The following is an 18,438-nucleotide window of genomic DNA, read 5'->3' on the forward strand; positions in this document are numbered from 1 at the left end:
CACCCCCCCCCCCCCCCCCCCCCCCCCCCCCCCCCCCCCCCCCCCCCCCCCCCCCCCCCCCCCCCCCCCCCCCCCCCCCCACTCCAGGTGGTGGTCGTGCCGACCTGGATCGGCGTGGTCTGGAAGTTGCCGCTCACGCCCAGCTGCCCGTACCCGTTCTCCCCCCAGCACCACAACGTGCCGGACCGGACGCCGCAGGTGTGCGCGTAGCCGGCCGTGACGCCCGTCCAGGTGGTGGCGGTGCCGACCTGCGCCGGCGTGGTCTGGGAGCCGAGCGTGCCGAGACCGAGCTGCCCGTCCGAGCTGTAGCCCCAGCACCAGAGCGTGCCGTCGGTCCGGACGCCGCAGGTGTGCGCGAAGCCGGTCGAGACGCTCGCCCAGTTGGTCGCGGTGCCGACCTGGAGCGGGGTGGTCGCGGTGTAGGGCGAGCTGCCGACACCCAACTGCGAGGTGCGGTTGAAGCCCCAGCACCACAGCGTGCCGTCGGTCCGGACGCCGCAGGTGTGTGCCGGGCCGGCGTCGACCCGGGCCCAGGTGGTGGCGGTCCCGACCTGCACCGGCGCGCTGCGGCTGGTGGTCGTGCCGTCGCCGAGCTGGCCCCGGAAGTTCGAGCCCCAGCACCACAGCGTGCCGTCCGTCCGGACCGCGCAGGTGTGTCCGGAGCCGGCGTCGACGCCGGTCCAGGTGGCGGTGCCGACCCGCGCCGGAGTGTTCCGGTTCGTGGTGGTCCCGTCACCGAGCTGGCCGCTGTAGTTGGAGCCCCAGCACCACAGCCCCCCGTCGGCGCTGATCGCGCACGTGTGCGCGCCGCCCGCGGTGACGCTGGTGACCGCCGGGGCGGCCAGCGCGACGCGTTCGGCCGGGCCCGCGGTCGCCGGGCCCCCGGTCAGCGCGGCGGTGAGCACGAGGCTTCCGGTGCACATCGCCGCCGCGGCGGCGAGGAGCCTCGTCGCACGGCGCCACCGGGTCCGCAGCCGGCCGTCCTGATATCCGTTCATGAAATGCTTTCTCCCAACGATGTCGGTGCGTGAACGGCGGAGGCGAAGCTGCCCTGCGGGTCGCCCGGAGACCCACCGCTTCGTGACACCAAGCCTATGCATCGAGTCGATTCGATGCACTAGGAGTGAGCGGGATTGACCGGCTTGATGTGATCTTTCCTGTTCAGCGGACCAGGATGTGGACTGCCCGGGCGGCGGAGACGGCCGCGACCAGGACGGCGCGCCGAGGCTCGGGCACATCCAGGAGGCGCTCGGCGCGCAGCGCCGCGAGCGGGGCCAGCCGCCGGTCGGCCAGCACCGTGTCCACCGCGCGCCGGTCACCGCCGCAGACCACCGCCGTGAGCGTGCCGGCGGCCGGCAACAGCAGGCGTACGGCGAGATCGGCGGCGTCGCCCAGCGCCGCCTTCGCCTGGTTGTCGCGCCGCCTGGCGAACCGCTGCTGGGACCAGCCCCCCGCGGCGGTGCGGCCCTGCACGTACCGGGTGTCGACCTTGGAGGTCACCAGCTCGGTCCCGTCGGCCACCCCGACCGCCACCGCGCCCTTGCGAGCCAGCAGCAGGCCGATCCGGCGGGGCGCGGCGGCGACACCGGCGAACGCGGTCAGGTCCGGTGTGGAACGCGCGCCGGGCGGGGTGTGCAGCTCGGCGGTGGCGCCGTCCGGGGCGATGAGCAGCAGCCCGAAGCCCCGGGCGGTGGTGACGGGTGGGCCGTGCCGGTCGGCGAAGCCCTCGACCCAGCGGAGGACGCGGCCCGGATCGACCTCCACCCACCGGCCACCCCCGGCTGCGGGTCGGCTGCTCATGCCACGACGGTACGCGGTTCAGCCGGACAGCAGGGTGGCCGCCGCCAGGGCGGCGATCAGCGCGCTGGAAACCAGCCCGGTGACCAGCCGACCGCGCGGTCCGGCCAGCACGCGCCCGACCATCGACCCGCCACCGGCCACCAGCAGTTGCCAGCTCGCCGACGCCAGGAACGCGCCGGTCACGAACGACGCGGCGGCGCTCGGGTCCGGGTCGGCGGCGTCCCGGCGGCCGAGCACCAGCGCGGCGAAGTAGAGCACCGTCGCCGGGTTGAGCAGCGTCAACCCGAGCAGCGCCGCGTACGCCCGGGCCGGGGTGTGCAGGCCGCGACCGGACGGCGCCTCGGTGACCTCCCCGGCCCGCCGGCCGGACCAGGCCCGCCACAGGCCGTGGGCGGCGATGCCGAGCAGCACCAGCGCGGCGACCACCCGCAGCGGCCCGGCCACCGGGGCCAACACGCGGGCCAGCCCGGCGCCGCCCAGCGTGGCCAGCGCGGCGTAGAGCCCGTCCGCGGTGGCCACCGCGAGCGCCGCGGCCACGCCGACCCGGAACCCGTGGCGGGCGCTCAGCCCGAGAATGAGGATCGCGATCGCGCCGACCGGCACGGCGACGCCGTAGCCGGCCAGCAGACCGGCGAGGAACGCCCCGGTCACGACGTCGGACGGGGAGGCGAGCCGACCCGCAGCGCGGCGCGCTGTCGACGCGCGGTGGTGGCCGCACGGACAGGAGCCTGCTTCGGGTACGCCTCGATCACCCGCTCATCCTTCCCCCCACCCCACCACCCCCACCACCCATTTCCCCCCACCCCCACCCCACCCGGCCCCCGCGCAGATTCACGGAAAGAGGGCTTATCAGCGGCGGGAAGGGGCCTCTTTCCGTGAATCTGCGGGCCGGAGAGAGAGGAGGGGTGGGGCGGGGTGGGGTGGAAAGGCGAGGGCGCGGCGCCCCGGAAGGGGTGCCGCGCCCTCGCCTGGTGACCCGGGGAACGGGTCAGACGTTGAAGCCGAGTGACCGGAGCTGGTCCCGTCCCTCGTCGGTGATCTTGTCGGGGCCCCACGGCGGCAGCCAGACCCAGTTGATCCGGATGTCGTTCACCAGGCCGCCACCGGGGCCGGTGGTCAACGCCTGCCGGGTCTGGTCCTCGATCACGTCGGTCAGCGGGCACGCCGCCGAGGTCAGCGTCATGTCCAGCGTGGCGACGTTCTCGTCGTCCACGTGCACGCCGTACACCAGGCCCAGGTCGACCACGTTGATGCCCAGCTCGGGGTCGACGACGTCCTTCATCGCCTCCTCGATGTCGCCGACGGCGGCCTTGCCACCGGCCGGCGTCGCCGGGCTGTCGGTCGCCACCGCGCCGGCCTCCGGCGTCGTGGTGCTCTCGTCCTCGCTCATGCCGCCCCCTCGCTCCGCCCGGCACCGGCCTGGGACGCCGCCGCGCTGTATTGATGATTCGCCTTCACCTCGGGGCCCACGCCCACCCCGGCGCGTGCCGCGGCGTCCTTGAACGCCATCCACGACAGCAGCGCGCACTTGACCCGGGCCGGGTAGCGCGCGACACCCGCGAACGCCACCCCGTCCCCGAGCACGTCCTCGTCCGGCGTGACCTGGCCCCGTCCGGACATCAACTCGACGAACGCCTCGTGCACCACCGCGGCGTCGGCCGCGGCCCGGCCACGCAGCAGTTCGTGCAGGATGCTCGCCGACGCCTGGCTGATCGAGCAGCCCATCCCGTCGTAGGAGATGTCGGTGAACACCGTGCCGTCGGTCGCCACCCGTACGGTGATCTCGTCACCGCAGGTCGGGTTCACGTGGTGCGCCTCGCCGACCCGGGCCGCCGGGTCCGCCGCGTCCCGCAGCCCACGGCCGTGCGGGTGCTTGTAATGGTCCAGGATGATCTCCTGGTAGAGCGAATCGAGCTGCATCACGCGAACACCTTCCGCACCTGCTCCAGACCCGCCACCAGGGCGTCGATCTCCGCCGTGGTGGTGTAGAGGTAGAACGACGCCCGCGTCATGGCCGGCACCCCGAAGCGGGTGCACACCGGCTTGGCGCAGTGGTGGCCCACCCGCACCTGTACGCCGAGCGAGTCGAGCACCTGCCCGACGTCGTGCGGGTGCACGTCACCGAGCGCGAACGAGATCGTCCCGCCCCGGCCGACCGGCACCGACGGGCCGAAGATCCGCAGCCCGGGCACGGTGGCGAGGGCGTCCAGCGCGTACGCCGTCAGCTCCTTCTCGTGCCACTGGATCGCCCGCATCCCGACACCGGTGAGGTAGTCCACCGCCGCGCCGAGCGCGACCGCCTCGGCGATCGGCGGCGTGCCCGCCTCGAACCGGGCCGGCGGCGCGGCGAACGTCGACCGCGCCATCGTCACCGTCTCGATCATCGAGCCGCCGCCCAGCACCGGGGGCATCGCGGCGAGCAGCTCGCCCCGGCCCCAGAGCACACCGATGCCGGTCGGGCCGCACATCTTGTGGCCGGTGAAGACGATGAAGTCCGCGTCCAGGTCGACCACGTCGATCGGCTGGTGCGGCACCGACTGGGAGCAGTCGAGCAGCAGCAACGCGCCGACCTGGCGGACCCGCTCGGTGATCCGAGCGGTGGCGTTGACGGTGCCCAGGATGTTCGACGTGTGCACCAGCGAGACGATCTTCGTGCGCTCGGTGACCAGGTCGTCCAGGCCCGACTCGTCCAGCCGGCCGCCGTCGGTCACCGGGCACCAGCGCAGCGTCGCGCCGGTGCGCTCGGCGAGGAGCTGCCACGGCACGATGTTCGAGTGGTGCTCCATCTCGGAGATCACGATCTCGTCGCCGGGGCCGAGCCGGAACCGGGGGTCGGCGTCCGCGCGCAGCGACGCGTTGGAGAACGCGTACGCCACGATGTTGATCGCCTCGGTGGAGTTCTTGGTGAACACCACCTCGTCCACGCCGGGCGCGTGGACGAACGCGGCGACCTTCGCCCGCGCGCCCTCGTACGCCTCGGTCGCCTCGGTGCCCAACGTGTGCACCGAGCGCGACACGTTGGCGTTGTGCCTCGCGTAGTGCTCGGTGAGCACGTCGAGCACCTGACGCGGCTTGTGCGAGGTGTTGGCGCTGTCCAGGTAGACCAGCGGGTGGCCGTTGACCTCCCGGTCCAGGATCGGGAAGTCGGCCCGCACCGCCGCCACGTCGAAGCGCGGCACGTCGTCGTACTGCGGCATGCCCGCCGGGATCGCGATCGAGGAGGTCATGTCGAGACTCAGGCCCGCGCCGCGCCGGCTCCGGCGACGTACCGCTCGTAGCCCTCTTCCTCGAGCTTGTCGGCCAGCTCGCGGCCGCCCTGCTCGACGATCCGGCCGGCGACGAAGACGTGCACGAAGTCCGGCTTGATGTAGCGCAGGATCCGGGTGTAGTGGGTGATCAGCAGCATCCCGGTGTCGCCGGTGTCGCGGACCCGGTTGACGCCCTCGCTGACCACGCGCAGCGCGTCCACGTCGAGGCCGGAGTCGGTCTCGTCGAGGATGGCGATCTTCGGCTTGAGGAGTTCGAGCTGCACGATCTCGTGCCGCTTCTTCTCCCCGCCGGAGAAGCCCTCGTTGACGTTGCGCTGGGCGAACGCCGGGTCCATCTGGAGCTTCTCCATGGCCCCGCGCAGCTCGCCGGCCCAGGTGCGCAGCTTCGGCGCCTCGCCGTCGATGGCGGTCTTGGCGGTACGCAGGAAGTTGGCCACCGACACGCCGGGGACCTCGACCGGGTACTGCATGGCCAGGAAGAGGCCGGCGCGGGCCCGCTCGTCGACGGTCATGGCGAGCACGTCCTCGCCGTCGAGCGTCACCTCGCCGCTGGTGATCTCGTACTTCGGGTGGCCGGCGATCGAGTACGCCAGCGTCGACTTGCCGGAGCCGTTCGGGCCCATGATCGCGTGCGTCTCACCGGAGCGCACGGTCAGGTCGACCCCGTGCAGGATCGGCTTGAGCTCACCCTCGGGCAGCTTGACCGACACCTTCAGGTCGCGGATCTCCAGGGTGCTCATTATCGCGTCACTCCATTGCTCGGCGTCATGCTGACGTAGATCTCGCCGTCGCGGACCTCGACGGGGTAGACGGGTACGGGTTCGGTCGCGGGCAGCCCGGTGGGCTCACCGGTACGCAGGTCGAAACGGGATCCGTGCAGCCAGCATTCCAGCGTGCAACCGGACACCTCGCCCTCGGAGAGCGCCACGGCGGCGTGCGAGCACTCGTCGCGTACGGCGTAGAACGCGTCGTCCTCGCCGTGCACGACCGCGATCTGCACACCGTCCACGTCGGCGCTGATCACCGCGCCCTTCGACACGTCCTCGGTCGAACAGATCCTGATCATCAGGAGCCGGCCTTCGTGAGGCGGGCCTCGATCGCGTCACCGAGCCGCTCGCGCAGGTCCTCGACCGGGATCTTGTTGATCAGCTCGGCGAAGAAGCCCCGCACCACCAGGCGCCGCGCCTCGGACTCCGGGATGCCGCGGGCCATCAGGTAGAACAGCTGCTCGTCGTCGAACCGGCCGGTCGCGCTGGCGTGCCCGGCGCCGGCGATCTCGCCGGTCTCGATCTCCAGGTTCGGCACCGAGTCGGCCCGGGCGCCGTCGCTGAGCAGCAGGTTCCGGTTGATCTCGTACGTGTCGGTGCCGGTCGCCTCGGCCCGGATCAGCACGTCGCCGACCCAGACGGTGTGCGCGTCGTCGCCCTGGAGCGCGCCCCGGTAGCCGACGTTGCTGCGGCAGTCCGGCACGGTGTGGTCGACGAGCTGCCGGTGCTCCAGGTGCTGGCCGGAGTCGGCGAAGTAGAGGCCGTACAGCTCGGCCTCGCCGCCGCGCTGGGTGTACTCCACGGTGGTGTGCTGGCGGACCAGGTCACCGCCGAGGCTCACCTGCACGTGCACGACCCGCGCGTCCCGGCCCAGCCGGACCTTCAGGTGCTGCGCCTGGACCGCGTCGTCGGCCCACTCGGCGAGCGTGACGAGCGTCAGCTTCGCCCCGTCCGCCACCGTCACCTCGACGTTGTCGGCGAGCGTGGCGGAGCCGACGTGCTCCAGCACCACCGTCACCTCGGCGAAGCGGCCCACCTCGACGAACGTGTGCCCGAACGCGAGCGCCCCGGCGTCCTCGCCGACCACCCGCAGGCGCACCGGCGCGTCCACCACGGCGTCCCGGGCGACGGCCACCAGCAGGGCGTCCTCGGCCGCGCCGTAGGCCAGCGCGCTGACCCGGTCGAACGGCGTGAGCACGCTGCCCACCCGCGGGTCGTCCCGGCCGATCCGGTCGACGGTGACGCCCTCGGGCAGGTCGCCGTGCTCGTGCCGGACCGTGCCGCGCGTCACCCCGGAGCCGTCACCCGCCAGGCCGCGGAGGCGCTTGAGCGGGGTGAAGCGCCACTCCTCCTCCAGGCCGGTCAGGGCCGGGAAGTCGGCGACGTCGTACGAGCGGAGCGCCTGCGACTTGGTCGTGGGCGGCGCGGAAGCCTGGGTAGTCATCTCTTCCTTGGTCTGTTCAGCGACGGCGGTGTCAGTGGAACCGGAGACGGGCCGGGCACGAGGCCCGGCCCGACGCGGTCGGCGTCAGCCGACCGCGCCCTCCATCTGCAGCTCGATCAGGCGGTTCAGCTCCAGCGCGTACTCCATCGGAAGCTCCTTGGCGATCGGCTCGATGAAACCGCGCACGATCATCGCCATCGCCTCGTCCTCGCTCAGACCGCGGCTCATCAGGTAGAAGAGCTGGTCGTCGCTGACCTTGGAGACGGTCGCCTCGTGCCCCATCGACACGTCGTCCTCGCGGATGTCGACGTACGGGTAGGTGTCGGAGCGGGAGATGGTGTCGACGAGCAACGCGTCGCACTTGACCGTGCTACGGCTGCTGTGCGAGCCCTCCAGCACCTGCACCAGGCCGCGGTAGGAGGTGCGGCCACCACCCCGGGCGATCGACTTCGACACGATGGTCGAGGAGGTGTGCGGCGCGGCGTGCACCATCTTGGCGCCGGCGTCCTGGTGCTGGCCCTCACCGGCCATGGCCACCGAGAGCACCTCGCCCTTGGCGTGCTCGCCGGTCATGTAGACCGCCGGGTACTTCATGGTGACCTTGGAGCCGATGTTGCCGTCGACCCACTCCATGGTCGCGCCCTCGTGGCACACCGCGCGCTTGGTGACCAGGTTGTAGACGTTGTTCGACCAGTTCTGGATGGTGGTGTAGCGGCACCGCGCGTTCTTCTTGACCACGATCTCCACGACCGCGCTGTGCAGCGAGTCGGAGGAGTAGAGCGGCGCGGTGCAGCCCTCGACGTAGTGCACGTACGCGCCCTCGTCGACGATGATCAGCGTCCGCTCGAACTGGCCCATGTTCTCCGTGTTGATCCGGAAGTAGGCCTGCAACGGGATCTCCACGTGCACGCCCTTCGGCACGTAGATGAACGAGCCACCGGACCAGACGGAGGTGTTCAGCGCGGCGAACTTGTTGTCGCCGACCGGGATCACCGTGCCGAAGTACTCCTTGAAGACGTCCTCGTGCTCGCGCAGCGCGGTGTCGGTGTCGAGGAAGACGACGCCCTGCTCCTCAAGGTCCTCACGGATCTTGTGGTAGACGACCTCGGACTCGTACTGCGCCGCGACGCCGGCGACCAGCCGCTGCTTCTCCGCCTCCGGGATGCCCAGCCGGTCGTAGGTGTTCTTGATGTCCTCCGGCAGGTCCTCCCAGCTGGTGGCCTGCTTCTCGGTGGACCGGACGAAGTACTTGATGTTGTCGAAGTCGATCCCGGTGAGGTCCGCGCCCCAGGCCGGCATCGGCTTGCGGCCGAACAGCCGCAGGCCCTTCAGCCGCAGGTCGAGCATCCAGGCCGGCTCGTTCTTCTTGGCCGAGATGTCCCGCACCACCGCCTCGTTCAGACCACGCTGGGCGGCGGCCCCGGCGACGTCCGGGTCGGCCCACCCGTACTCGTAACGACCGAGGGCGGCGAGCTGCTCCTCCTGGGTCAGGGGCTGGACGATCTGCTCGGTCATCTATCTGTCCTCACAGTGGAGACGGTGGAACCGGACTGGGCGGGAATGTGCGTGGTGCACACGCCGTCGCCGTGCGCGATGGTGGCCAGGCGCTGCACGTGGGTGCCGACCAGGCGGGAGATCACCGCGGTCTCGGCCTCGCACAGCTGGGGGAACTCGGCGGCCACGTGCGCCACCGGGCAGTGGTGCTGGCAGAGCTGCCCGCCGGAGGCGATCGTGGACGCGTTGGCAGCGTAACCCTCGGCGGTCAGCGCCCCGGCGAGCGCCTCGGCCCGCGCGATCGGGGCGTCACCGGCGTCCTCCATGGCGGCCCGGCAGCGGTTCTCCAGCGCGGCGACCTGGTCGGCCGCGAACTTCGCGACCGCCTCGGCGCCACCGGTGCGGGCGATCCACCGCAGCGCGGCGGTGGCCATGTTGTCGTAGTGGTGGGTGCCGCACCGCACCCGGGCCGCCTCGGTCAGCGCGAAGACCTTGGCCGGCCGGCCCCGCCCCCGGCTGCCGCGCACGGCCTGCTCCCGGGCGACCACGTCCCCGTCGGCGAGCATCGCGTCGAGGTGGCGGCGGATCGCGGCCGGGCTGAGGCCGAGCGCCGAACCGAGCTGCGCGGCGGTGGTCGCGCCCCGCTCCAGCAGGAGCTGGGTGACCCGGTCCCGGGTCGACAGGTCGGCAGCGGCCGGCGCGCCGACGACCGTACCGGTCACCGACCCCTCGGACAGCGCTGCCGCGTTTTTCACAACAGCAACGTTACGTAATTCGGCCGGGGCCCGCAAACCCGGGGTCCGGTGATCCCGAACACCGCACTGGCGGAGTCGCCCGATCGTGGTCCACTACGGTGCGTAGGATTCGCCGGGTGAAGCGTTCCGTCCGGTTCCCGGTCTCCCCCACGCTGCTGCGTCGGCTCGCGTACACCTCGATCATCGCGAACGTGGCGATCGTGGTCACCGGCGGGGCGGTCCGGCTCACCGCGTCCGGCCTCGGCTGCCCCACCTGGCCCCGGTGCACCGACGAGTCCTACACCACCACGTCCGAGATGGGCGTGCACGGGGTGATCGAGTTCGGCAACCGGCTGTTGACGTTCGCGGTGGGGATCATCGCGCTCGCCGTGGTGCTGGCCGTGCTGGCCCAGCGCCCGCGCCGCCGAGGGCTGCTGCCGCTGGCCGTGGGCGTGCTGTTCGGCATCCCGGCCCAGGCGGTGCTCGGCGGGATCACCGTGCTCACCAACCTCAACCCGTGGGTGGTCGGGCTGCACTTCCTCGCCTCGATGGTGGTGATCGCCGCCGCGTACGCGCTCTGGCGGCGCACCGTGGAGCCGGACGGGCCGGTGACGCCGACCGTGCCGGCGCCGCTGCGTACCCTCGCCCGGATCACGGTCGTGGTCAGCGCGGCCGTGCTGGTGGTCGGCACCTGGGTGACCGGCAGCGGACCGCACGCCGGCGACCACGGCGCGGCCCGCAACGGGCTCGACCCGGAGGCGATCTCGCAGGTGCACGCGGACGGCGTCTTCCTGCTGATCGGCCTCTCGGTGGCGCTGCTGTTCGCGTTCCGGGCGGTGGGCGCGGCGCGGGCCGCGCGGGCCGCCGGGGTGTTGCTCGCGGTCGAGCTGGGCCAGGGCCTGATCGGCTTCGTCCAGTACTTCACCCACCTGCCGGCGGTGCTGGTCGCCGCGCACATGCTCGGCTCCTGCCTGGTGCTGCTGGCCACGCTGGGCGTGCTCCGGGCCACCCGGGAACGGCTCCCGGCCGCCCCGGAGGCACCGGCGACGCCCGCCGCCGAGCCGGTGGGCGCCACCGCCTGAGGCCGCACCGGGCGTTACCGCCCGGCGGGAGCGGGAATGCGGTCCGGACGACGGACCGTACGCCCGAGGGGAGCCGCCGGTGTCGCGCAAGGGCCTTGCCACCTCCACCCCGCAGCGGCTGACGCCGGTGGCCGGCGCGCCGCTGTGGTGCGACGCCCGCGAGCACGGCCTCACCGGGGACGGGGTCACCAACGACCAGCCGGCCCTGGCCGCGCTGGTGGACCGCCTCGGCGCCGGCTACGACGCCGACGGCCGGGCCCGGGTCATCCACTGCCCGCCCGGCCTCTACTCGATCCGCGACGCCGGCACGGTGTGGCGCAGCGGGGTGTCCCTGATCGGCGCCGGCCCGGCGGCGACCCGGTTCCTGCTCAGCAACGAGGGCAACCGCGCCGACCCGGTGCCGCTCGCCTACTGGACGACAGTGCAGCACGGCGCGGACCGGGACCGGCACATCGCCGACTGCACGTTCGCCGACTTCGAGATCGACGGCTCGGGCGTGGGCCTGGCCGAGTACGACTACCTGGCCAAGGGCCTGGGTCTGCAGTACGTGGTGCGGGGCGTGTTCCGCAACCTCTACATCCACCACACCGGCGCCACCGGTCTCGGCTGCGACTTCCTCCAGGACAGCCTGATCGACGGCGTGGTCGTGGTGGGCTGCGGCCGGCTGGACAACGGCCAGCAGATGGGCGGCGCGGGGATCGGGGTCGGCATCGGCGGCTGGGGCGCCGTGGAGCGCCTCACCATCGCCAACTGCACCACGGTCGGCAACGGCACCAACGGGATCTTCCTGGAACTCCAGAAGGACTACTGGGACCCGCCGCGCGGCATCCGCATCATCGGCTGCCACAGCCAGGCCAACCGGTTCGGCATCTCGGACTGGGGCGCGGACGGGCTGATCGTCTCCGGCTGCACCATGACCAACAACCTGGAGGCCGGCTTCGACGTCTCGGCGAACGGCACCGCCGGGGTCGCCGGGCGCGGCGGCCTGCTCACCGGCAACGTGATCGACTGCAACGTCGGCGACGGCATCAGCATGGGCAACACCCCCGGTCCGTACGCGGTGCAGGGCAACCGGATCAGCAACAACGGCGGGTACGGCTACCACGAGCACGACCTCGGCCACGGTTACCGGGGCGCGGCGGCGGACGTGGTGATCCAGGACAACGACATCCGGGAGAACGCGCTGGACGGGATCCGGATCGACCGGCCGATGCTGGACGCGTCGATCGTCGGCAACCGCATCCGGGACAACGGTCAGCGGTCCGCACCGGCCCACCGGGGCTCGGGCGACGCGGTGCGCTACGGCCCGCGCGAGGTCACCGACGCCCACGCGGGCTGGCCGCCCGGCGGGCACCGCGGGAAGGTCGTCCGGGTCGGCACCCGGGACGCGGTGGTCGCCGACAACACCGCCGACCGGCTCTCCCTGGCCGAGGTGCGACCGGACGGCGCCACCGGCTGGAACGAGGCCACCCCGGCGCCGGGCTCCGCGTACGAGTTGCCCGCCGGGCCGCCGGCCTGCGCCGGGATCACCGTCGCCGCCCCGTTCGACTCGGCCACGGTGCGCGACAACCGGATCTGGCACCGGGACGCCGACACCCAGGCGTACGGGCTGTGGATCACCGAGGCGGGCAGCTGCGTGTCGTGCGCGGTCGAGGACAACGACCTGGCCGGCACGGTGGCCGCGGTGCGGCTGGACACCCCGCCGATCGGCGGACGCTGGGACCGCAACCACACCGACCGCGACTGACGTTCCCGCCAACTCAGCCGGTGGCGGTGGTGCGGTCAGCGGCGGCGGCTCAGGTGGGACATGACCGCGTCGGCGAGCCGGTCGGGCGCGCCCTCGGCGTACCCGACGAACAGGCTCGGCTCGGTCAGCTCCAGCTCGACCAGCACGGGCGCGCCGTCCGGGCCGGGGATCAGGTCGACCCGGGCGTAGAGCAGCCGGTCGGCGCCGCCCGGGACGGCGGCCAGCACCTGCTCCGCGACGGCCCGCTGCGCCGGCGTCGCGGTGCGGGCGTCGATCCGCTCCTCCTTGTAGAGCGCGGCCTCGCCCCGGTCCGGGCCGGTCAGCATCGGGCCCTTGCGGATCGCGTGGCTGAACGCCAGGCCGTCGCGGCCGGCCAGGAACAGCAGCGCGGTCTCCCCGGCGGTGTCCACCGCGTCGAGGTACGGCTGGACCATGGTGACCCGCCCGGCGGCACCGAGCCGCCGCACGTGCGCCGACGCCAGCTCGCGGTGCTCCGGGTCGGCCAGGTCGTACCGGCCGGTGTCCTGACTGCCGGCGCTGACCGCCGGCTTGAGCACGAACTCGCCGTCGGCGGGCGCCGGCCAGCTCTCCCCCGGCGCGAGCCAGGTGGTCGGCACGGTGGGCACCCCGGCGGCGGAGAGCTCGGCCAGGTAACGCTTGTCGGTGTTCCAGGCGACCACGTCGGCCGGGTTGAGCAGGGTCGGCACACCGCGTGCCCAGGCGACGAACTCGTCGCGGCGCAGCGCGTAGTCCCAGGGTGAGCGGAGCAGCACCAGGTCGTACCGGGACCAGTCCACGGCCGGGTCGTCCCAGACCGCGCCGTCGACGGCGACGCCGCGTGCGGCGAGCGGGCCGAGCGCGAGCCGGTCGTCCGGGTCGAGATCGGGCAGGGCGGCGCAGGTGACGAAAGCGACCCGGGGTTCCCCCCGGGTCGACTGGTGGTGGTCGGTCATGCGGTTATGTGTGTCAACGGGCCATCGTGCGCCGGGCCATCGACCGCCAGAGGTCGTTGCTCGGACGCATCTGGTCCATCAGCTCACGCTCCCAGGCGTTCTCGACATCGACCCCGGCCTCCGCGCAGGCCTGCCGCGCGACGTCCGTGCCGTCGGCGAACTGGTCGGCCCACACCCCGTCGGAACCCACGAGGACGATCCGTGCGCCGCGCTTGCCGACGTACTCGATGACCGCCTTCGCGCCGCCGTGTCCGGCGGCGAACGACTTGATGCCCGCGACCAGGCCCTTGGCGGCCTGCTCGGTGGTCTGCTCAGTCGTCAGCGTCGTATCGGAACCATCTGCCATGACGCGAAGCCTATGCAGACTTCCACCCGGATGTGCGAGAACCATGAACTGAATGTGATGCCAATTACCCGCTGGTTTAAGGAGAACCAAAGGTAATTTGCCCTGATTAATCCGTCATATACGGACGGATCTCCCGCATGAGATCGTCACGCTCTGTCCGGGTTGTCCCGCCGTGAAAGAACAGAAGAAAATTTCTGATGAACTGTCTCACGTGCGGAAATCCCGCACGGGGCGAGAATCGCTCAGATCAGCGCGTCGAGTGCGACGGCGGCGAAGAGGATGGTGAGGTACGTGGTGGACCAGTGGAACAGCCGCATCGGCTTGACCGCCTCGCCGCGCGCCGCGCGCCGGCACAGCTTGTGCGCCTCGACCACGAAGATCCCGCCGACCACCAACGCGGTCACGCCGTAGATCGGGCTCATCCCCAGCGGCCAGACCGCCAGCGACGACAACAGCGTCAGCCAGGAGAACGCGATGATCTCCCCGTTGACCCGCCGGACCGACGCCACCACCGGCAGCATCGGGATGCCGGCCCGCGCATAGTCGTCCTTGTACTTGATGGCCAGCGCGTAGAAGTGCGGCATCTGCCAGAAGAAGACCACCGCGAACAGGCCCCACGCGGCCGGCGACAACGAACCGGTGACCGCGGCCCAGCCGATCAGCACCGGCGCGGCCCCGCAGACGCCGCCCCAGAACGTGTTGGCGGCCGTGGTGCGCTTCAGCCACAGCGTGTAGACCAGGTCGTAGTAGGCGATCGCGGCGAGCGTCAGGCCGGCCGCCAGCCAGTTGGTGGTCGCCGCCATCAGCGCCACCGACACCACCGCCAGCACCAACCCGAAGACCAGCGCGTTGCGCGGCGACACGGTGTGCGCCGGCAGCGGCCGACGCTTGGTGCGCCGCATCAACTGGTCGATGTCGCGGTCGATGTAGCAGTTGAGGACGCTGGCCGCGCCGGCGGCGAGCGAGCCGCCGATCAGCACCACGGCCACCAGCCACAGCGACGGCATGCCGCCGTCCGCGAGCATCATCGCCGGCACGGTGGTCACCAGCAGCAACTCGACGATCCGCGGCTTGGTCAGCGCCACGTACGCCGCCACCACGCCGCGCACGTCCCGCCGGTCGGTCGCCGACGCCTCCGTCACCGAGCCCACCGGCGACTTCCCGGCAGGGTTGCTGACGGGGCGCTCGGTGATCATGCTCACGGATTGCCACCTTCCGGCTTCGGCAAGGGAGATCGATCGGCCCGGACCCGAGCCCGGGTCCACACACCGCCCCACACACTACGCGTCGTCGTTTTGGCTGCCCCGCAGACCCGGCAACGGTGCGGGCCGTCACACCCCGGGTTGAACGACCGGGCCGGCCGCGCCCGTAGAGAAGACCATGCCGAGATCCCCGGGCGGACGTTTAGCACCGCTCGATAGGGTCATCAGTGAGGGTTCCGCCCATCTGCCGAGGAGCACAACCATCGTGGCTGCGAAACGACCCGAGCTTCCCGCTCTCAACTGGTCCGACCTCGACCGCAGGGCCGTCGACACGGTCCGCGTGCTGGCCATGGACGCGGTGGAGAAATCCGGCAACGGCCACCCGGGCACGGCGATGAGCCTCGCCCCGGCGGCGTACCTGCTCTTCAACCGCGTCATGCGGCACAACCCGGCCGACCCGAACTGGCCCGGTCGGGACCGGTTCGTGCTGTCCGCCGGGCACTCCAGCCTGACGCTCTACATCCAGCTCTTCCTCTCCGGCTACCCGCTGGCCCTGGACGACCTCAAGTCGCTGCGCCAGTGGGGCTCGCTCACCCCGGGCCACCCGGAGCACGGGCACACCCCGGGCGTGGAGACCACCACCGGGCCGCTCGGCCAGGGTCTCGGCAACGCGGTCGGCATGGCCATGGCGGCCCGCCGCGAGCGGGGCCTGTTCGACCCCGAGCCGGACCGCGCCGACTCGCCGTTCCGGCACGACATCTGGTGCATCGCCTCCGACGGCGACATCGAGGAGGGCATCACCCACGAGGTGAGCGCGCTCGCCGGCCACCAGCAGCTCGGCAACCTCTGCGTGATCTACGACGACAACGAGATCTCGATCGAGGACGACACCCGGATCGCCAAGAGCGAGGACGTGGCGGCCCGCTACGAGGCGTACGGCTGGCACGTGCAGACCGTCGACTGGCGCACCGGCGACGCCGACCAGGGCGACTACCACGAGGACGTGGAGGCGCTCCACCAGGCGCTGCTGGCCGCCAGGGCGGAGACCGACCGGCCGTCGTTCGTCGCGCTGCGCACCATCATCGGCTGGCCCGCGCCGAACAAGCAGAACACCGGCAAGATCCACGGTTCGGCGCTCGGCGCGGACGAGGTCAAGGCCACCAAGGAGATCCTCGGCTTCGACCCGCAGCAGACCTTCCAGGTCGACGAGGAGGTGCTCAAGCACGCCCGCCAGGTGCTGGAGCGCGGCGCCGAGGCGCAGGCCGAGTGGGACACCCGGTTCGACGCCTGGGCGCAGGCGAACCCGGAGCGCAAGGCGCTGTGGGAGCGGATGGCCACCCGTACGCTGCCGACCGGCTGGACCGACGCGCTGCCCAGCTTCCCGGCGGACGCCAAGGGCGTCGCCACCCGGGCCGCCTCCGGCAAGGTCCTGGAGGCGCTCGCCCCGGTGCTGCCGGAGCTGTGGGGCGGCTCGGCCGACCTGGCCGAGAGCAACAACACCACCATGAAGGGCGAGCCGTCGTTCGTCCCGGCCGGGCACGCCACCAAGGACTTCCCGGGCGACGAGTACGGCCGCACGCTGCACTTCGGCATCCGTGAGCACGGCATGGGCTCGATCCTCAACGGCATCGCGCTGCACGGCGGCACCCGCCCCTACGGCGGCACGTTCCTGGTCTTCAGCGACTACATGCGCCCGTCGGTGCGGCTCGCCGCGCTGATGAAGCTGCCGGTGACCTACGTCTGGACGCACGACTCGATCGGCCTCGGCGAGGACGGCCCGACGCACCAGCCGATCGAGCACCTGTCCGCGCTGCGGGCCATCCCCGGCCTCGACGTGGTCCGCCCGGCCGACGCCAACGAGACCGCGTGGGCGTGGCGGCAGGCGCTGGAGCACACCGACCGGCCGACCGCGCTGGCGCTGAGCCGGCAGGCGCTGCCGACGATCGACCGCGCCGAGTTCGGCTCCGCCGAGGGCACCGCCAAGGGCGGCTACGTGCTGGCCGAGGCGTCCAACGGCAAGCCGCAGGTGATCCTCGTCGGCACCGGCTCCGAGGTGCAGCTCTGCCTCACCGCCCGGGAGCGGCTGGAGGCCGACGGCACCCCCACCCGGGTCGTCTCGATGCCCTGCCAGGAGTGGTTCTACGAGCAGGACGAGGCGTACCGGGAGTCGGTGCTGCCGCGCGGGGTAAAGGCACGGGTGAGCGTGGAGGCGGGCATCGCGATGTCCTGGCGGGGGATCGTCGGCGACAGCGGCGAGAGCGTGAGCATCGAGCACTACGGCGCCAGCGCGCCCCACTCCGTGCTCTTCGAGCAGTTCGGGTTCACCCCCGACCGGATCGTGGCCGCCGCGCACGCGGCGCTCACCCGGGTGGGCGACATCACCGGTTTCACGACCGGCAACTGAGGGGAGCGTGGACGGCATGACGGACAGGCTGAGCGAGCTCCAGAACGCCGGGGTGGCGATCTGGCTCGACGATCTTTCCCGGGTACGACTGAGCTCCGGCGGGCTGGACAAGCTGCGCCGGGAGAGCCACGTGGCCGGTGTGACCACCAACCCGACGATCTTCGCCAAGGCGCTGAGCGACGCCGACGAGTACGACTGGCAGCTCCGTGACCTCGCCACCCGCGACGTGGACGTCGAGGAGGCGGTCCGCATGCTCACCACGTACGACGTGCGGTGGGCCTGCGACGTGATGCGCCCGTCGTACGACGCGAGCGCCGGCGTGGACGGCCGGGTCTCGATCGAGGTGGACCCGCGCTCGGCGCACGACGCGGACAAGACCGCGGCCGAGGCCAAGGCGCTGTGGTGGCTGGTCGACCGGCCGAACCTCTTCATCAAGATCCCGGCGACCGAGGAGGGCCTGCCGGCGATCACGAAGACGCTGGCGGAGGGGATCAGCGTGAACGTCACGCTGATCTTCGGGCTGGACCGCTACTCGCAGGTCATGGACGCGTTCCTGGCCGGCCTGGAGCAGGCGCAGGCCAACGGGCACGACCTGTCGAAGATCGGCTCGGTCGCCTCGTTCTTCGTCTCCCGGGTCGACAGCGAAGTCGACAAGCGGCTGGAGAAGATCGGCTCCGACCAGGCCAAGTCGCTGCGCGGCAAGGCCGCGGTGGCCAACGCCCGGCTGGCGTACGAGCGGTACGGCAAGGTGTTCTCCTCCGCGCGTTGGCAGAAGCTGGCCGACGCGGGCGCCCACCCGCAGCGCCCGCTGTGGGCCTCCACCTCGACGAAGAACCCGGACTACCGGGACGTCATCTACGTCGAGGAGCTGATCGCCCCCGGCACGGTCAACACCATGCCGGAGCCGGTCGTGCACGCCTACGCCGACCACGGCGAGACCCAGGCGGACACGATCACCGGCGCGTACGACGACGCGCGGCAGGTCTTCGCCGACCTGGAGTCCGTCGGCGTGGACCTGGCCGACGTGATCGCCACGCTGGAGAAGGAAGGCGTGGAGAAGTTCGAGGCGAGCTGGCTGGAGCTGCTGGAGGGCGTCAAGAAGTCCCTCGCCGAGGCGGCCAAGGGCGCCGGCAGCCCGCACCGGGCCGCCGAGGGCAACGCGCGCAACGCCCAGCAGGCCGGCGGGAACGCGTGAC

Annotated in this window: 16 protein-coding genes and 2 pseudogenes; 4 read left to right on the forward strand and 14 right to left on the reverse strand. The window is 72.1% G+C overall.

Going from position 1 to position 18,438, the window contains the following annotated elements:
* Positions 1-80 precede the first annotated feature (80 nt).
* The 11 genes and pseudogenes from ACLQ2W_RS31405 to ACLQ2W_RS31455 all read right to left on the reverse strand — a co-directional run.
* Positions 81-998 (reverse strand): annotated as a pseudogene (locus ACLQ2W_RS31405) (RCC1 domain-containing protein); the annotation flags it as partial.
* Between the two features lie 163 nt (positions 999-1,161).
* Complete coding sequence (locus tag ACLQ2W_RS31410; RefSeq protein ID WP_425791206.1) at positions 1,162-1,800, reverse strand: acVLRF1 family peptidyl-tRNA hydrolase; 639 nt, start codon at positions 1,798-1,800, stop codon at positions 1,162-1,164.
* Positions 1,801-1,818: 18 nt separating this feature from the next.
* Complete coding sequence (locus ACLQ2W_RS31415) at positions 1,819-2,451, reverse strand: LysE family transporter (RefSeq protein ID WP_425791208.1); 633 nt, start codon at positions 2,449-2,451, stop codon at positions 1,819-1,821.
* A 337-nt stretch (positions 2,452-2,788) separates the two neighbouring features.
* Positions 2,789-3,190 (reverse strand): metal-sulfur cluster assembly factor, encoded by a 402-nt coding sequence (locus tag ACLQ2W_RS31420; RefSeq protein WP_425791210.1) that lies wholly within the window; start codon positions 3,188-3,190, stop codon positions 2,789-2,791.
* 71 nt (positions 3,191-3,261) lie between these two features.
* A pseudogene (gene sufU, locus ACLQ2W_RS31425) lies at positions 3,262-3,720 on the reverse strand (Fe-S cluster assembly sulfur transfer protein SufU); the annotation flags it as partial.
* The gene (locus ACLQ2W_RS31430; protein WP_425791212.1) at positions 3,720-5,027 is read right to left on the reverse strand and encodes a cysteine desulfurase; all 1,308 of its coding nucleotides are present in this window, start codon (positions 5,025-5,027) and stop codon (positions 3,720-3,722) included. The pseudogene sufU and the gene ACLQ2W_RS31430, both read right to left, overlap by 1 nt.
* An 8-nt stretch (positions 5,028-5,035) precedes the next feature.
* Complete coding sequence (sufC, locus tag ACLQ2W_RS31435; protein WP_425791214.1) at positions 5,036-5,809, reverse strand: Fe-S cluster assembly ATPase SufC; 774 nt, start codon at positions 5,807-5,809, stop codon at positions 5,036-5,038.
* Positions 5,809-6,135: a non-heme iron oxygenase ferredoxin subunit gene (locus ACLQ2W_RS31440; protein WP_425791216.1), complete on the reverse strand. Its 327-nt coding sequence runs from the start codon at positions 6,133-6,135 to the stop codon at positions 5,809-5,811. The genes sufC and ACLQ2W_RS31440 overlap by 1 nt, the downstream gene beginning before the upstream one ends.
* Positions 6,135-7,280 (reverse strand): Fe-S cluster assembly protein SufD, encoded by a 1,146-nt coding sequence (sufD, locus tag ACLQ2W_RS31445; RefSeq protein ID WP_425791218.1) that lies wholly within the window; start codon positions 7,278-7,280, stop codon positions 6,135-6,137. The genes ACLQ2W_RS31440 and sufD overlap by 1 nt, the downstream gene beginning before the upstream one ends.
* An 84-nt stretch (positions 7,281-7,364) precedes the next feature.
* Positions 7,365-8,795: a Fe-S cluster assembly protein SufB gene (gene sufB, locus ACLQ2W_RS31450; protein WP_107162484.1), complete on the reverse strand. Its 1,431-nt coding sequence runs from the start codon at positions 8,793-8,795 to the stop codon at positions 7,365-7,367.
* Positions 8,792-9,529 carry a helix-turn-helix transcriptional regulator gene (locus tag ACLQ2W_RS31455; protein WP_425791220.1) on the reverse strand — a complete coding sequence of 246 codons (738 nt, stop codon included), beginning with the start codon at positions 9,527-9,529 and terminating at the stop codon, positions 8,792-8,794. The genes sufB and ACLQ2W_RS31455 overlap by 4 nt, the downstream gene beginning before the upstream one ends.
* A gap of 98 nt (positions 9,530-9,627) precedes the next feature.
* On the opposite strand from ACLQ2W_RS31455, the gene ACLQ2W_RS31460 reads away from it, so the two are divergent.
* Together ACLQ2W_RS31460 and ACLQ2W_RS31465 are read left to right on the forward strand one after the other, a co-directional pair.
* Complete coding sequence (locus ACLQ2W_RS31460; protein ID WP_425791222.1) at positions 9,628-10,590, forward strand: COX15/CtaA family protein; 963 nt, start codon at positions 9,628-9,630, stop codon at positions 10,588-10,590.
* A gap of 79 nt (positions 10,591-10,669) precedes the next feature.
* Positions 10,670-12,337, forward strand: a complete 1,668-nt coding sequence (locus tag ACLQ2W_RS31465) for a right-handed parallel beta-helix repeat-containing protein (protein WP_425791224.1) — start codon at positions 10,670-10,672, stop codon at positions 12,335-12,337.
* A gap of 35 nt (positions 12,338-12,372) precedes the next feature.
* Here the strand turns inward: ACLQ2W_RS31465 and ACLQ2W_RS31470 are convergent, their stop codons facing one another.
* From ACLQ2W_RS31470 to ACLQ2W_RS31480, 3 genes are all read right to left on the reverse strand, one after another.
* The gene (locus ACLQ2W_RS31470) at positions 12,373-13,290 is read right to left on the reverse strand and encodes an ATP-grasp domain-containing protein (RefSeq protein WP_425791226.1); all 918 of its coding nucleotides are present in this window, start codon (positions 13,288-13,290) and stop codon (positions 12,373-12,375) included.
* A 13-nt stretch (positions 13,291-13,303) separates the two neighbouring features.
* Positions 13,304-13,636, reverse strand: a complete 333-nt coding sequence (locus ACLQ2W_RS31475) for a hypothetical protein (RefSeq protein WP_425791228.1) — start codon at positions 13,634-13,636, stop codon at positions 13,304-13,306.
* Positions 13,637-13,878: 242 nt separating this feature from the next.
* Positions 13,879-14,838 carry a heme o synthase gene (locus ACLQ2W_RS31480; RefSeq protein WP_425791230.1) on the reverse strand — a complete coding sequence of 320 codons (960 nt, stop codon included), beginning with the start codon at positions 14,836-14,838 and terminating at the stop codon, positions 13,879-13,881.
* Positions 14,839-15,103: 265 nt separating this feature from the next.
* On the opposite strand from ACLQ2W_RS31480, the gene tkt reads away from it, so the two are divergent.
* Complete coding sequence (gene tkt / locus ACLQ2W_RS31485) at positions 15,104-17,242, forward strand: transketolase (RefSeq protein ID WP_425791232.1); 2,139 nt, start codon at positions 15,104-15,106, stop codon at positions 17,240-17,242.
* 16 nt (positions 17,243-17,258) lie between these two features.
* Positions 17,259-18,437, forward strand: coding sequence for a transaldolase (tal, locus tag ACLQ2W_RS31490; RefSeq protein ID WP_425791234.1), 1,179 nt, complete (start codon positions 17,259-17,261; stop codon positions 18,435-18,437).
* Position 18,438 lies beyond the last annotated feature (1 nt).

Source organism: Micromonospora sp. DT227, from assembly GCF_049841835.1.
Lineage (GTDB): Bacteria > Actinomycetota > Actinomycetes > Mycobacteriales > Micromonosporaceae > Micromonospora.

Coding starts and splice junctions, on each gene's coding strand:
- ACLQ2W_RS31410 (WP_425791206.1), bottom strand. CDS start 1,800: ATGAGCAGCCGACCCGCAGCCGGGGGTGGCCGGTGGGTGGAGGTCGAT.
- ACLQ2W_RS31420 (WP_425791210.1), bottom strand. CDS start 3,190: ATGAGCGAGGACGAGAGCACCACGACGCCGGAGGCCGGCGCGGTGGCG.
- ACLQ2W_RS31430 (WP_425791212.1), bottom strand. CDS start 5,027: ATGACCTCCTCGATCGCGATCCCGGCGGGCATGCCGCAGTACGACGAC.
- sufC (WP_425791214.1), bottom strand. CDS start 5,809: ATGAGCACCCTGGAGATCCGCGACCTGAAGGTGTCGGTCAAGCTGCCC.
- ACLQ2W_RS31440 (WP_425791216.1), bottom strand. CDS start 6,135: ATGATCAGGATCTGTTCGACCGAGGACGTGTCGAAGGGCGCGGTGATC.
- sufD (WP_425791218.1), bottom strand. CDS start 7,280: ATGACTACCCAGGCTTCCGCGCCGCCCACGACCAAGTCGCAGGCGCTC.
- sufB (WP_107162484.1), bottom strand. CDS start 8,795: ATGACCGAGCAGATCGTCCAGCCCCTGACCCAGGAGGAGCAGCTCGCC.
- ACLQ2W_RS31470 (WP_425791226.1), bottom strand. CDS start 13,290: ATGACCGACCACCACCAGTCGACCCGGGGGGAACCCCGGGTCGCTTTC.
- ACLQ2W_RS31475 (WP_425791228.1), bottom strand. CDS start 13,636: ATGGCAGATGGTTCCGATACGACGCTGACGACTGAGCAGACCACCGAG.
- tal (WP_425791234.1), top strand. CDS start 17,259: ATGACGGACAGGCTGAGCGAGCTCCAGAACGCCGGGGTGGCGATCTGG.